Source organism: Niabella aquatica, from assembly GCF_054779315.1.
Window position 1 is genome coordinate 1 of the sequence record NZ_BAAGYM010000007.1, and the last position, 15,334, is coordinate 15,334.

Genomic DNA, 15,334 nt, shown 5'->3' on the forward strand with positions numbered 1-15,334 from the left:
GAGTAAAAATACTCACCCAACAAACAAATGATGAATTTGACACCCTCTCTTAATGTACGAAAATAATCGTACAATGACTATCTTTTAATTTTCGGGAACACCCGCTATAGGTAATACCATGGATTTCTTTTAGAAGACCAGATGTAGTTTTTTATATTTTTTAAGAAAGCGAGCACCATATAAATAATGATAGGCGAGCCCATTGTAAGTACAGAGGAGTAAATAAAAAACTGCCTGATGCGGCAGGTGGATACGCCGAATCTGTCACCGATAGAAGAGCAAACGCCAAATGCATTCCACTCTACAAAGTTTTTTAAGCGGTTCATGATGTTCTAAAATTGGTTTAACAGTGTAAAACTATTAAATTCTCCGCATAAAATCAGCAGATATATCTATTGATGTGCCTGATATTTCTATTCCTGATGGCTTGTGATGGTACTGGAGCGGCGAAAAGCCTCTGTTTGTGCCTTATCAACCGAAAAAATGTTATGCTGCGATCCGTTTAGATCCTGTATTTTTTGTAAATTCGCGCCATTGCTTATGAAGATACTATTTTAGAAAATAACATATTAACTTAATTAACTACAATGGCATTTGATTCTGATCTGATGGGGGAAATTTATTCCCGATTTGAACAAAAATAAAAGGTGCCCGTTAAATACTGGGGCGCTATCTAACTCTTTAAGAGGAGGTTTTGCGTTCATTTCTGGTAGAAAAGGGAAATGACAGTACCAGCAGCTTTTTTGAAAATCTGTCATTAATATTGAAAGACGTCTGTTATGAACATTTATAAGGAGTATATTAAAGAAATCGAAGAACGGAAAGCTCAGGGGCTTCATCCGAAACCAATTGATAGCGCCGGTTTGTTAAGCGAAATCATTGAACAAATTAGAGATACGAATAACGAGTATCGGGATGATGCTCTTGAATTTTTTATTTATAACACTTTGCCGGGTACTACCAGTGCTGCCGGCGTAAAAGCCCGCTTTTTAAAAGAAGTCATTCTGGGCGAATTTGTTGTAGAAGAAATATCCCCCGCTTTTGCTTTTGAGCTGTTGTCACACATGAAGGGAGGCCCTTCCATACAGGTATTGCTCGATCTGGCATTGGGTAATGATGCAGCTATAGCCAAACAGGCTGCCGGCGTTCTTAAAACGCAGGTATTCCTTTATGAAGCAGATACCGACCGTTTAAAAGAGGCATTCAAAAACAATAGCGAAATTGCTAAAGAAATCCTCGAAAGCTATGCGAAAGCCGAGTTTTTTACCCAATTACCCGAAGTCGCTGAAGAAATAAAAGTTGTTACCTATATCGCTGGCGAGGGTGATATTTCTACGGATCTGCTTTCTCCGGGCAACCAGGCTCACTCCCGTTCAGACCGTGAATTGCATGGTAAATGTATGATTACTCCTGCAGCTCAGGAAGAAATCAGGGCATTGCAGGCACAGCATCCCGATAAAAGCGTGATGTTGATTGCCGAAAAGGGAACCATGGGTGTAGGCTCATCAAGAATGTCAGGCGTAAACAACGTGGCTTTATGGACGGGTAAACAGGCAAGCCCTTATGTCCCGTTCGTTAATATAGCTCCAATAGTGGGAGGTACAAACGGTATTTCCCCCATTTTCCTCACCACTGTTGATGTTACAGGCGGTATTGGAATAGACCTTAAAAACTGGGCGAAAAAACTTGATGCTGCCGGAAATGTAGTGCTCAATGAGCATGGAGAACCGGTTCTTGAAGAAGTGTATTCTGTGGCCACTGGCACAATTCTCACAATTAATACAAAGAAGAAGCAGCTTTATAAAGGAGATCAGGAGCTGATCGACATTTCTAAGTCGCTCACGCCCCAGAAAATGGAATTCATCAGGGCTGGCGGGTCTTATGCCATTGTATTCGGTAAAAAGATCCAGACAGTTGCAGCCAAGATCCTGGGAGTGGAGCCATCTCCCGTATTTGCTCTATCAAAAGAAATTTCTCATGAAGGGCAGGGCCTTACAGCCGTAGAAAAGATCTTTAATAAAAATGCTGTTGGTATTACTCCGGGTAAAGTATTACACGCGGGTTCAGATGTTCGCGTGGAGGTAAACATCGTAGGCTCGCAGGACACCACCGGCCTCATGACTGCCCAGGAACTGGAGTCTATGGCCGCCACAGTCATTTCTCCAATTGTTGACGGCGCCTACCAATCAGGCTGCCATACGGCTTCTGTATGGGATAAGAAAGCCCAGGCAAATATTCCAAGGCTTATGAAGTTCATGAACGATTTTGGACTTATAACCGCCCGTGATCCGAAAGGTGAATATCATTCTATGACGGATGTGATTCACAAGGTTCTTAACGATATCACGGTGGATGAATGGGCGATCATTATTGGCGGCGATTCTCATACAAGGATGTCTAAAGGGGTTGCTTTTGGAGCTGATTCAGGCACTGTTGCACTTGCGCTGGCTACCGGTGAAGCATCCATGCCCATTCCTGAATCAGTGAAGGTAACCTTCAAAGGGGAAATGAAAGATCACATGGACTTCCGGGATGTGGTTCATGCTACACAGTTACAAATGCTTCAGCAGTTTGGTGGAGAGAACGTATTCCAGGGCAGGGTTATTGAGGTTCACATTGGAACGCTTCCGGCTGATCAGGCATTTACATTTACAGACTGGACAGCAGAAATGAAAGCAAAAGCATCCATCTGTATTTCCCAGGATGACACCCTGATTGAATCATTAGAAATTGCGAAAGGCCGGATCCAGATCATGATCGACAAGGGTATGGATAATCACAGGCAGGTGCTTCAGGGATTGATTAATAAAGCTGATAAGAGAATCGCAGAAATTAAATCGGGCGAAAAGCCGGCATTGACTCCTGACGAGCATGCGAAGTATTACGCTGAAGTGGTGATTAATCTTGATTTAATTGAGGAACCAATGATTGCAGATCCTGATGTTAACAATAAAGATATTTCTAAACGATACACACACGATACTATTAGGGAACTGTCTTACTATGCCGGAGAGAAAAAAGTGGACCTTGGTTTTGTAGGTTCCTGTATGGTTCACAAGGGCGATCTGAAAATTGTTTCCCAAATGCTTAAGAACCTGGAACAGCAACAAGGAAAAGTTGAGTTTCATGCACCCCTTGTAGTGGCTGCACCCACTTATAATATCATTGATGAGCTCAAAGAAGAAGGTGACTGGGATTTGCTGCAGAAGTATTCTGGCTTTGAATTTAGCGACCTTTTGCCTAAAAGTACCGCCCGTACAGAATATGAGAATATGATGTATTTGGAGCGTCCGGGTTGTAACCTGTGCATGGGTAACCAGGAAAAAGCCGCTAAAGGGGATACTGTGATGGCTACTTCGACCCGTCTCTTCCAGGGAAGAGTTGTTGAAGACTCCGATCGTAAAAAAGGGGAGTCTTTGCTCGCTTCCACACCGGTAGTGGTATTGTCGGCCATCCTTGGGCGAATACCTAATATGGAGGAGTATAAAGCAGCAGTAGTTGGTATTGATCTGACCCAATTTGCCCCTCCCCTGAAATCACTGAGTATGTAGTTCTGACCAGTATTAATAAATAAATATTTAACCCCCATCCTGTATGCTGCAGGATGGGGGTTGTTTTTTAGTCGAAATGCTATGCGATGAGCCCCGAACACTGTGTTCCTGACTGTCAACCTTCGGCAAATAACCACCAGGTAGCCTTATATGGTATTATGGCTGTGTGAGGCGTCCTCGTTTTACACCTCTATGCTTTATCGGCTTTGCTGATTTCAAAGAGTATAAGTTATACAAACTGAAAATATTCAATACCACGATACAATCCTTAACTTTGTGGTCTCTCTCGATGTTAATTTTTTACTACAAAAAAATTGGAAGCTATGGCATTTGATCTTGATCTGATTAAGAAAACCTATTCCGGATTTGAACAAAAAGTAAATGATGCGCGTCAATTAATTGGCCGTCCTTTAACTTTTACCGAAAAAATATTATATACGCACCTTACCAATCCTGCTGTCAGGGCTTATGAACGCGGGGTTGATTATGTGGATTTTGCACCAGATCGCGTAGCTATGCAGGATGCCACGGCACAAATGGCATTGTTACAATTTATGCAGGCGGGCCGTGATAAAGTAGCGGTACCTTCTACCGTACATTGTGATCACCTGATCATGGCTGAAACGGGTGCGGAGGAAGATCTGAAACATGCCAACGCCGAAAGCAAGGAAGTATATGATTTTCTTGCCTCGGTATCAAATAAATATGGGATCGGATTCTGGAAACCGGGGGCGGGTATTATACACCAGGTGGTATTGGAGAATTATGCTTTTCCTGGCGGGATGATGATCGGTACAGACAGTCACACGGTAAATGCAGGTGGTTTGGGCATGGTGGCTATTGGCGTGGGAGGTGCGGATGCCTGTGACGTAATGGCAGGTCTGCCATGGGAGCTTAAAATGCCTAAGCTCATCGGTGTTAAGCTTACCGGTAAGTTAAATGGATGGGCTGCGCCAAAAGATATTATTTTAAAAGTAGCAGGCATTCTTACAGTAAAAGGAGGTACAGGATGTATTATTGAATATTTTGGAGAAGGTGCAAAATCGCTGAGCTGTACCGGTAAAGGCACTATCTGTAATATGGGTGCCGAAGTAGGGGCTACTACTTCAACATTTGGTTATGATGAAAGTATGAGCCGCTACCTGAAAGCTACGGGCCGCGAGGAAGTAGCTGCGCTGGCTGACGAAATTGCCCAGCACCTTACAGCCGATCCTGAAGTATACGCAGAACCTGAAAAATATTTCGACCAGTTAATAGAAATAAATCTAGATGAACTGGAGCCGCACCTGAACGGGCCTTTTACCCCCGACCTGGCTACCCCCATCTCTAAAATGAAAGAAGCCGCTGCTGCTAATGAGTGGCCTACGAAAGTGGAAGTAGGATTAATCGGCAGCTGTACCAACTCTTCTTATGAAGATATCAGCCGTGCCGTTTCTCTGGCTAAGCAGGTAAGCGAAAAAGGCTTAAAGACCAAAGCGGAATTTACTATTACCCCGGGTTCTGAACAGGTACGTTATACCATCCAGCGGGATGGGTTCCTGGATACGTTTGACAAGATCGGCGCTACAGTGTTTGCAAATGCCTGCGGCCCCTGTATAGGTATGTGGAACAGGGTAGGAGCGGAAAAGAAAGAAAAGAATACCATCGTTCACTCCTTTAACAGGAACTTCGCCAAGCGTGCGGATGGCAATCCTAACACCTATGCATTCGTAGCGTCGCCGGAACTGGTAACAGCATTGGCTATTGCCGGAGATCTGACTTTCAACCCGCTTACCGACACATTAGTTAACGAAAAAGGGGAGACGGTAAAACTAGATCCTCCCTCCGGCGATGAATTGCCGTTAAGGGGATTTGCTGTTGATGATCCGGGTTACCAGGCTCCTGCCGAAGATGGTAGTGGAGTACAGGTTATTGTAGATCCTAATAGCAAACGCCTGCAGTTATTAGAGCCTTTTGCTGCATGGGAGGGCGAAGATCTGAAAGGGCTGAAGTTGCTGATCAAAGCAAAAGGTAAGTGTACCACTGATCATATTTCAATGGCAGGCCCCTGGCTGAAATTCCGCGGGCACCTGGACAATATCTCCAATAATATGCTCATTGGCGCGGTAAACTTTTTCAATGATAAAACAGACAATATCAAGAACCAGCTGACCGGTGAATACGGTCCTGTACCGGCCACGCAGCGTGCCTATAAAGCCGCAGGTATTGGAAGCATTGTGGTAGGTGATGAAAACTATGGAGAGGGCAGCAGCCGCGAACATGCTGCTATGGAGCCAAGGCATTTAGGCGTACGGGCGGTATTGGTAAAATCCTTTGCCCGTATTCACGAAACCAACCTGAAAAAACAGGGCATGCTGGCGCTCACATTTACCAATAAGGAGGATTATGAAAAAATCCGGGAGGATGATACTATTGATATTATAGGGTTACAGGATTTTGCTCCCGGTATGCCGCTTACTGTTATATTGCATCATGCAGACGGCTCTGTGGAGGAAATAAAAGTAAACCACACTTACAATGAGCAACAAATCGGATGGTTCTATGCCGGTGGTGCGCTGAATATTATCAGAAAGGAGTTTGCCGCAAAAAGTTAAGATAACTGATCGATAGATATTCGTGATAACCGGTCTTCCAAAGGCTGGTTATTTTTTGTGTAACGGTTGCATTCACTCCTTTTTATACGTCTGAAAAGACTATTATTAAGAGTGAAAACATGAGAACACTATATGTAGCAGTTGCCCTGATGTCAGTTATTGTTCTTTCCTGCGAAAAAGGCAAGGGTGTAAAAGATGACTGTGAGCAACCTTGCCAACCACAAAGAGCCTGCACAGAAGAATTTAGAAGTATTCTTGTCGAGGTCTTGAATCCGTCAGGGGCAGATATTGTTCTGGATAGCTTCGTTGTTGTAAATAAGCAAAACAACCAGCTAGTTATTGATGATAAGAAAGTCTATAATGTATTGTTCGGGAGGGTAAGTTACCTGCTGTTCTCCGATTCGGAGATGGATAAAACGACCCAATGTGCAGTAGCGTTTGAATTTAAAGGATATAAAAACCAGCAGCTTATAGCTGACCGCGATTATGAGATTGCTCATAACTGCTGCCATATTTACCTGGTTTCTGGTGATACAAAGATCATTATTGATAATTAAGAGGACCTGGCCTGCGGTTATTTATGCCTGTTGATGAAAAGATTGTAGATTATTGTAAATGAATAAATTAATTTTCGTCATTTCGATCCTAACCAGGCGCTAGAGAAATCTCCTCAACTTCAGAAGATCTGCCAGCCGGACACGTAGGCTTAAAAGCAACGGTTTTATGATTGCCCGGGCTGACATAAAAAAAACAATGACAAAATACGCTTGACCAATATTTTAAAAATTATAATTTATAGTAATGAAACTTTATCTGTTTAGTATTTTAACGGTTGCACTTTCTTTTTCCTGCTCCAAAAGAAGCGCAGTAAGAACTGAATGCGAATTACCTTGTGAAAAGAATTTAATGTGCACTTATGTGTTTCTCAGTATTGGTGTTGAAGTATCAGATCGCTTGGGAAATGATGTAGAACTGGACAGTTTTGCAGTAGTAAGAAAAAGCGATAATAAAGCTATCGAAATTAGTCAGCAGGCAATAATACCTAAGCCCGGCAGATATGTATTATTCTCTGATTCTTACATAAATGAAACCTCCAGGTGCGGTGAGGATTTTGAGTTTAAAGGTTATAAGAACAAACGGCTCATTGTAAGCAGAATGTTTAATATAGCCCATAATTGCTGTCATATTTATTTGGTTTCAGGGGATACAAAAATTATTGTTGACAATTAGCCTGCCCCGTCATCAACCATACATCTCATCATGGGTCATTCATTATTTTTCATACCTGGCCTAACAGTAGGTTTTGTGTATATGGTATGAACCCGGAGTTATTTGCCCCTCATTCAAACACTTCTCTCACTTTAAACTTCAAAGCCGGGAACAGTGTGGAGTTAATTTCATCTTCTTCTGTAAAAGGCTTAAGACCGGTGTATTTACCGTTTTTTAGTATATAAACAAGAATGGCCCTGTCCTGCGGCTCTGCAAGCCAGTATTCTTTTACGCCGCTTTCTTCATAGAGGTCGAATTTTATACCCATTTCTTTTTGGGTATTGCCCGGCGAAAGAATTTCTATCACCAGGTCGGGCGCGCCAATGCAGCCGCGGTCATCTATTTTTGCGGCATCACGAATCACACAAATGTCCGGTTGCATTACTGTAAAAATCAGTTCATCGCCCTTTTGCTTTTTTGGACCGGGCAGGCGCACATCAAAAGGAGCTGTAAAAACTTTGCAGGGCTTTCTTTCAAAATAATTTCCAAATTTAAGGGTGAGCTTTAAAGATACCAACTGGTGCTTTGAGCTTGGCGCCGGGCTCATTTTATGGATCCAGCCTCTTAAAAGCTCCACTCTTTCCTGGAGCTTCCACCGGAAATAATCGGCATAAGTGTACCGCTCGGCTAAATTAAGCTGATCTAAGCAGGTAATGGCTCCGTAAGCTACGGCGGGCTCTTCTACTTTATTATTCTCCTCTGTCATAATGTTCTATAAAGATAACTTATTTGGAGTTATGGTTCGTTGTTCATAGTCAATGGTCTATCGTCTATAGACAATCTCAATACCGAACCGGCTCATCAAAAGTTGTTGCATACGCTTTTGAGAAATTGATATTCTTAACAGTACCTGCTACATATTCAATACCGCCCCATATATGCTTCAGGTAAACAGGATCTGAGTAATCTTTTTTATCATGCCCTAAAGTGGTGCACCAAGTGGTACCTCCGTCAAAATCATGTACCCATGCACTGGGAAAATACTTGGCATACAGGCCTGCATTTTTGGCTAATGTTTCTTTCTGTTTAGCGTCGCTGGTATCAATAGTTGAAAAATCATTTACCATTAATGCCCTTGGGCCGGGATATAGTTCTTTTGCAAAATAACATTCATCTGCTTTTTGCCATACTGCGGGTGTTCCTTTCATCGAAGGGTGCTTTGTATCTATGACCCTTACTGTGAATGTCTGGAATTTGGCATGCCAGGAAAAAGTGCCTCCCAGCATCATTTTAAACCATTCCCACTTGCGTTCGGTGCCTGTAACAGAATGGATGCCTACAAAACCGCCACCTGCTTCAATATATCTTCTGAAAGCAAGCCGCTGTGCATCGGTGTCAAAAATATCATTATTCGTACTTGTGAAAATGATCATACGATATTGTTTCAGGTTATCTTCCGTCATCACAGAAGGATTAGATGAAGTATCTACCCTGAAACCATATTGTTTACCAAAATTAATGATAGCCTGTGCTGCAAAAGGAATGTTATCGTGCACATAGCCTTTGCCATTTTTCTTATACACCAGCACCCGCACGGTTTTCCAGTTCACTTTTGACTGCGCATATAAACCAGTGCTCTGAAAAGCGAGCATCAAGGTAAAAGCCAATATTGAGGTTACTATTTGTTTCATTATCAGATATTATTTGTTCTGTTTATTATGACGAACGATTCTATTTTAGAATTTTTAAAGCAGGCGGATGTGCAAAAGATTGCCAGGCTTCTTCTGCCTGCTGTTTGGAAAGCTGGTTGTCAAAAACCAGTATCCGGTATTTTAAGAGATAGGTTTTGCCGGGCTCCAGCAACCAGTCTTTATTTTTGGTGGGCGAAAAATTAAGGAACACATCGCCGCGGCCGTTCGAGTTTTCAGGCCATACCCTCAATGGCTCGGGGTGATTGTAATTAGAAGGATAGCTCATCATTTCCAACCCGCCATAATCCTTATCCAGGCTACCTTGTGCCAGACACCAGCGCGCCGTGCTGCCATCTGCCTCCTTACGGTTCTTACCTTCGGAAGTGAGCGTAACGCTGTTGTCTTTATTCCACAGCTCTGTAGCTCTTATACCCAACCCGCCATAGCGGTATTCAAGCAGCAGCACAGGGCTGGAGCCGGCGCAGCTTAGCTGAGAAGTAATGTCTAATAAGTAATATGGATCATTGGGCTGCTGCCTGTAGATCCGGATCGTCTGCACTTCATTAATAGCTGTTTTTTCAGATCCGTTCTTTTTAAAAGCCATATGCTCATGCAAAGCGCTGAACCCTGCATAAACGTTGCCTTTTTCAATAGCGTTGAAACCGGTAAACCGAACGGTACCTTTGCGGTCTTTCAGGTTCCAGAAATCAAGGGTATCGTTTTCAAAAAGCACATGTGTCCAGGGATTCCACATACCCCAGTGGTGATAGTGGTCGCGGGCGTTGATACGTGTGAGGGCATGGCCGGATGGCGTATTCAGCGGGTGTATAAAGCCGCTTCTTTTATAGGCAGTATCCACCCCCTTTGGTGGGTATACAGTTTTGAAATTGTATTGCAGCAGGTTTTTTGCTCCGCTTGAAATAATCAGGGCTCCGTCCTGCTCCTTCACTTGCAAGGTTTCTGCTGCTGCCTGCTGTGGTTTTGCCTTTACCAGCTCAAAAGTTCTTCCAGACTTTGTGGCGGGCGTAACCATCCAATGTAATATCCGATTGTTGCCTGCTGCTTCTACCTGGAAAGATATGTTTTCTTTTTTACCGTTTTTTATTTCTACCAGTTGTAAGCTGCTATCGGCTATATGTGTAACCGCATCAAGGTTTACCTGCATGGGAATGTTGAGCTTTTCTTTACCGGAAGTGGTTACCTGCAGGGTGGCAATGCGCTGTGCCTGCGAAGTGAATGTGAAGAGGAGGAGAAGCAGTATGCCTGCGGGCTTGCATAGTATGGAGTACTGCCTTTTTTTAGTTATCGCCGGGAGGTGATAGCATATGTGGTACGAGGCGAGGAGTAATCGCCGGGAGGCGATAGCATAAAAGGTACGAGGCGAGGACGCCTCGTACAGCGGGGTAAAGAACAGTGCAGCACTGGAGGTATAACTATATTGCTTCATTATTTGTTGGATGTAGACTTTTTAGCCAGGTCTAATGCAGACGTAGTGATGTAATATTTAGTGATCATATTAGGCACTTCCCAGTCGGGCAGCTTTCCTTCGCCCAGGTATTTGAGATAGCTTTCCGCTACCTGCGCGAAGTGTGCTTCGTGGCCGGTATTGTATTTTTCAGGTACTGCCGCCTGCCAGCCGGTACGAGACTTTTTAATTTCCACACCGGGATATTTGGACTGTATGGCAGCCAGGGCATTTGTGAGGTCTTTTTCAAAAGAAGCATCGTCTTTTTTAACCGGCTCGATGTATAGAACGGGTTTGAAATTTTCTTCATTGCCCTGCCTGATAACAAGATTGGCGCGTGTGCCCCGCATAATAGAGTAATGTGTATCGCCTGTTCCTTCCGGTGCTTTATAACCCCAGGTTACAGAAACTTTAGCATGCACGCCGCGAAGTTTATAACTGATCTCTCCATTGCTGAACACATTTAAAGTGGTATCGTTGCTAAGATCTTTTTCCAGATAATCAGGAAAGCTGTTTTGCTTTGTGATGGCGCTGAACTGGCTTAACGTCATTGCTGTGGGCCAGCGTTTGGCCGAAACCATCTCCACGTCTTTGGTATAATCCATCGCTTGCCCCGGAAAACATTCCCATTGAATCAGATCTACCAAATGCGTGGTCACGTCTACAATGCCTTCACCTTCCTGTGTTACATCCATAAACCACGGCGGCCGTTGCAGCACCTTGCCTGAAACGAATTTGTAAAAGTAATGCACGCTTTCTTTGGTAACGGCAGGGTTATCTGGCGTGCCCTTTTCCAGCTCGCCAAATACATTTTTTATTTGTGAGAATTCGCGTTGTAAAATTGTATTGATCTCGAAGCGCTCTGTCATGATATCATAGAGCAATACTTTTCTTTCACCGGCTTTAGCGAAAGCTTTTTTTAATAATTCAAAACCTTCAGTATTGATAGCCATCGGCTTGTCGGCCAATACATTCATGCCTGCATCAATCGTGTTGAAAATGTACTCTGTTTTCTTCTGGTTGTTGCCGGCCATTACCACAATGTTGCCCTTTTTCTCATCGATCATTTTCTGGAAAAAATCGGCGCCTGTATATACATGCTCATTCCAGCTGGTGGGATTCTCTTCCCGCGAGTTATAAGCATTGATCCTGTCCAGGTGCAATTGCAGGTCAGGCCCTTCGGGTGCGTATACATACACATTGCTGTCTACATTGGGATACATGCTTTTTTGTACCAGTGCCGCATGAAAGTGGCCGGGATCGAGCGTTACAATAGTCATACCTGGGGCAGTAGGGCTCTTGTCTTTATTGCTTGTACAGGCTATGATTGAGCAAAGAGCAGCTAAAGAAAATATCTTTTTGATCATATTTTTGAATTTAGCAAGACGGGTAAGTTTTTTCGCCGTGGAGGAAAAACCTACAGGTTTGAAAGCTATATATTATTTTTTGAATTTCTGCTGAACAAAATTAGTACCATAAGGATGACGTTGCGGCCTGCTTAACAGCTTATTGGCTTCCACGTTGTTTTTAAAAACTTCTTTAACGGGGTCCCAATACAGTTTTGTACCCATCTTCATGGCGGCAAAAGCCACCAGGCAGGCGCTGCAGGAGCGATGTGCTATTTCTGCCGGGCTGATAGTGGGCTTTTTACTTTGGATACAATCCAGCCAGTTTTGATGCTGTTCAGGACTTTCATATAAATGCACTTCATTCGGTTTGATCACCGATTTTAATATAGCAGGATTGCTGGCATTGAAAGCCTTGCTTTCTTTCTCCTTGCCCGTGGTAGGGTCGGTAGCCGTAACGCCCACGTTGCCCCGCGATACGAAGATCCATCCATCGGTTCCTACAAATTTAACGCCATTGGGGTTTTTACTGTTGATAAACATGGTAACGCCATTGGCATATTTGGCGGTTACCTCGTAATCGCCATGCACATTCCATAAGCCGGCTTTAGGAAAGTCGGCAGATCCTGTTACTTCGATGGGACCAGTCAGCTCCGTATTCATGCCCCAATGCGCGATATCGATATGATGCACACCCCAGCCGGTGATCATGCCGGCGCCAAACTGCTCAAGTCTTAACCAGCCGGGTCTTGATTCAATATCGGTAGGGTGATGAACCCTGTCCTGCGTATAATAGATATAGGGTGTAGATCCCAGCCACATATCATAATCCAGCCCCGCAGGAATGGGCATTTCAGCCGTATTGCCACCGGGTGGATCGGCAGGCAGACCCACATGCACTTCTTTCAGTTTTCCTATGCGGCCACTGCGTACCAGCTCACAGGCTTTTTTAAACTGCGGCCAGGGCGATACAGAACGCTGCTGGCTGCCCAGTTGAAATACAACGCCCGATTTACGCACTGCATCGCTCATGGAACGGCCTTCCTCGATAGTAAGCGATGTAGGCTTTTGCAAATAAATATGCTTACCGGCTAAAGCTGCTTCCATAGCGGGCTGCGCATGCCAGTGATCGGGTGTGCTGATAATCACGGCATCAATATCTTTACTCGCCAGCAGGTCGTGATAATCATTATACAGTTTTACATCCATATAATTTGGCCGGCCTGTTTTTTTTGCATACCAGCCCTCTATGAGCTTCTTGCCGCTGTCCCTCCGGTAGCTGTCTACATCTGCAATGGCTACCAGTCGGGCTACATCATTTTTAAAAGTTTCAGGCAGATCATGTGTGCGTGCAATACGTCCGCAGCCTATTTGCCCGATATTGATCTTATTGCTTGGCGCATTTTTACCAAATACAGATGAGGGTACAATAGTGGGCGCGCCACCGAATACAAGCGCACCGGCAGATAGGCTTAGCGAATTTTTGATAAAAATTCTCCTGCTTTTGTCAGAATGCGGTTTTACCATTACAATCGTTTTTAAAAAAGTTCAGTTGAAATATCGTTAATGAAAAAGAATGTTGCTTTCTAAGATACAGCTTAAATAATTGCTGTAATTGTTTCTATATGGCTAATTTTATTTACAACGTTTGAAATATCTGCCAGTATATGAGTAATCTGTATAAGATTGGCTGATTACATGCGTTTATATACTTTTAAAGAATAAAGGAATTGTTCATAAATTCATATTGCAGGCAATGAACGTTTTAAAGTTCTGCCGGTGACAGGACGTTTAGAGGGTAATTATTCTGTAGCAGGCCTGTCAATTAAAAGTTTGCTGACCTTTTGTAAAATAAAGAATATTACACTATGTGTTTTAGATAAGGTTTGTATATTATTCCGACTTAATAAGCCTTATATAAGCTATGTCATTTTCGCTAAGCGTTAAGCTTTGCTCATAACCGGTTTTTGTTACAGTTATCATTTTGTTTATTGCAGGTGTTCCTGCGGATTCTTTTTCAAGGGCGCGGACGTCATTGATTGTGAGAATGTGTGGCTTGCCCATTTCTAAGTAAGCAGTATAAGGATCGTTATATTTATACCCTACTTTAATTACCTGCAGGGTATATTTCCCGGGTGTTATATTTTTTATACGCACAGCGATCTTTTCTTTTGGATGGGATGGCTGTATTTTATTAAAATAATCCTGGTTGTAAGTATATCCCTTGTGCGGATGCGTATAATTCCAGATCAATAGCTGTACTCCATCTTTGTTTGTACAGGCATACGAGTCAGCATCGGTGTTTTCTAAAACCGTATTGCCTAAAGAAGCCAAAAATTTATAGGCATAGTAAGAAGGCTTTTTAATTCCCTGTAAGTTCATTAAACCAAAACCACCATGAAAAGGGGTGGGACCGGGGCCGGCTTCTTCGAAAATGTCTGTGAATGTCCAGTATGATAACGAGTTGCTATATAAAGAGGCATTTTTTAATACATGCAGTATATAGGCGGCATTTTGGTAAGTATCATGTATAGGGTCCCGTGAAGAAGGAGATGAGTTCCATTCCGTAAAATGCAGTTCTGCATTGGGGTAGGCAGAGGCGTTGATGATTTTTCGAACAGCCTTGACGTTATTGGTAATAGTATCCTGTGCCGGTTTTAACTGCTGCTTTTTGGTGCCGAACTCGTCCAGCACAGAAGTAGTGCCATAATCATGGGTAGATATAAAATCTAACGGCAACATGTCAGATGCGCAATAGTTCAGGAAGTCTGCTATCCATTTGGTGGCAGAGGTGGCCGGACCGCCCACCCGGTATTCCTTGGAAACACTTTTTACAGACCTTGCTGTATTTGCATATAGCTCAAAATAATCTTCCTGGGTACCGTCAAAGAAGCCTTTTAAATCCGGTTCATTCCAAACTTCAAAATACCAGTTCTTTATTTCTTCGTGACCGTACCGTTGCTGCCAGTGTTTTACAATATTTTTTATGAGCGCATTCCATTTATCATAAGATTTTGGTTTCGTTACATTCCCTTTCCACCAAAAAATTGTTTTACTACCAGATGCCAGGTCTTTGGGCATAAATCCAAACTCAACAAAAGGCCTCATTTTAATGCTTAATAAAAAATCAAAAAGCTTATCAACATATTGCCAGTTGTATATTGCTTCACCGGTTTTTTTATCCTCTTTATACACGTCCATATCATCATGAAGCAAACCATGAAAGCGAATATATTTAAAGCCGATTTCCTTTTGTACTAAAGCAAGCTGCTGCTGCCAGTCGGCCCGCAAGCCTTCATTTGCACGGCCGGCCCCTATACATTCTGCAAAAACCATGTTTTTATTGCCTGAGGATTTTGTAATGTCTATATTAATGGTTCTTATTGGCAGTTCCTGGGCACAGGCTGTACCAGCTATCTGTAAACAAAAACAAAAGCATAACCCCAAACGAATTTTATCAGTAAACTTCAGCATAGTC

The 15,334-nt window shown here is 43.2% G+C and carries 11 protein-coding genes; 4 read left to right on the forward strand and 7 right to left on the reverse strand.

Going from position 1 to position 15,334, the window contains the following annotated elements; all coding sequences use genetic code 11:
• Positions 1-104: 104 nt before the first annotated feature.
• Positions 105-326 carry a PspC domain-containing protein gene (locus tag ACYVBM_RS06820; protein WP_460684887.1) on the reverse strand — a complete coding sequence of 74 codons (222 nt, stop codon included), beginning with the start codon at positions 324-326 and terminating at the stop codon, positions 105-107.
• Between the two features lie 453 nt (positions 327-779).
• Between ACYVBM_RS06820 and ACYVBM_RS06825 the strand changes: the two genes are divergently transcribed.
• From ACYVBM_RS06825 to ACYVBM_RS06840, 4 genes are all read left to right on the forward strand, one after another.
• Positions 780-3,551 carry a bifunctional aconitate hydratase 2/2-methylisocitrate dehydratase gene (locus tag ACYVBM_RS06825; RefSeq protein WP_460684888.1) on the forward strand — a complete coding sequence of 924 codons (2,772 nt, stop codon included), beginning with the start codon at positions 780-782 and terminating at the stop codon, positions 3,549-3,551.
• Between the two features lie 323 nt (positions 3,552-3,874).
• Entirely contained in the window at positions 3,875-6,145 is a 2,271-nt protein-coding gene (locus tag ACYVBM_RS06830; protein WP_460684889.1) for an aconitate hydratase, read from the forward strand.
• Positions 6,146-6,264: 119 nt separating this feature from the next.
• On the forward strand, positions 6,265-6,702 hold the full coding sequence (locus ACYVBM_RS06835) for a hypothetical protein (protein WP_460684890.1): 438 nt from the start codon (positions 6,265-6,267) through the stop codon (positions 6,700-6,702).
• Between the two features lie 244 nt (positions 6,703-6,946).
• Entirely contained in the window at positions 6,947-7,375 is a 429-nt protein-coding gene (locus ACYVBM_RS06840; RefSeq protein ID WP_460684891.1) for a hypothetical protein, read from the forward strand.
• Between the two features lie 109 nt (positions 7,376-7,484).
• Here the strand turns inward: ACYVBM_RS06840 and ACYVBM_RS06845 are convergent, their stop codons facing one another.
• From ACYVBM_RS06845 to ACYVBM_RS06870, 6 genes are all read right to left on the reverse strand, one after another.
• Positions 7,485-8,120 (reverse strand): Uma2 family endonuclease, encoded by a 636-nt coding sequence (locus tag ACYVBM_RS06845; protein ID WP_460684892.1) that lies wholly within the window; start codon positions 8,118-8,120, stop codon positions 7,485-7,487.
• A gap of 76 nt (positions 8,121-8,196) precedes the next feature.
• A complete protein-coding gene (locus tag ACYVBM_RS06850; protein WP_460684893.1) occupies positions 8,197-9,045 on the reverse strand; it encodes a ThuA domain-containing protein in 849 nt (282 codons plus the stop codon).
• Positions 9,046-9,085: 40 nt separating this feature from the next.
• Positions 9,086-10,492, reverse strand: coding sequence for a DUF6807 domain-containing protein (locus tag ACYVBM_RS06855; protein ID WP_460684894.1), 1,407 nt, complete (start codon positions 10,490-10,492; stop codon positions 9,086-9,088).
• Positions 10,492-11,877: a putative oxidoreductase C-terminal domain-containing protein gene (locus tag ACYVBM_RS06860; RefSeq protein ID WP_460684895.1), complete on the reverse strand. Its 1,386-nt coding sequence runs from the start codon at positions 11,875-11,877 to the stop codon at positions 10,492-10,494. Before ACYVBM_RS06860 ends, ACYVBM_RS06855 begins: the two co-directional genes overlap by 1 nt.
• A gap of 72 nt (positions 11,878-11,949) precedes the next feature.
• The gene (locus ACYVBM_RS06865; protein WP_460684896.1) at positions 11,950-13,383 is read right to left on the reverse strand and encodes a Gfo/Idh/MocA family protein; all 1,434 of its coding nucleotides are present in this window, start codon (positions 13,381-13,383) and stop codon (positions 11,950-11,952) included.
• A 366-nt stretch (positions 13,384-13,749) separates the two neighbouring features.
• Positions 13,750-15,330, reverse strand: coding sequence for a GH39 family glycosyl hydrolase (locus tag ACYVBM_RS06870; protein WP_460684897.1), 1,581 nt, complete (start codon positions 15,328-15,330; stop codon positions 13,750-13,752).
• Positions 15,331-15,334 lie beyond the last annotated feature (4 nt).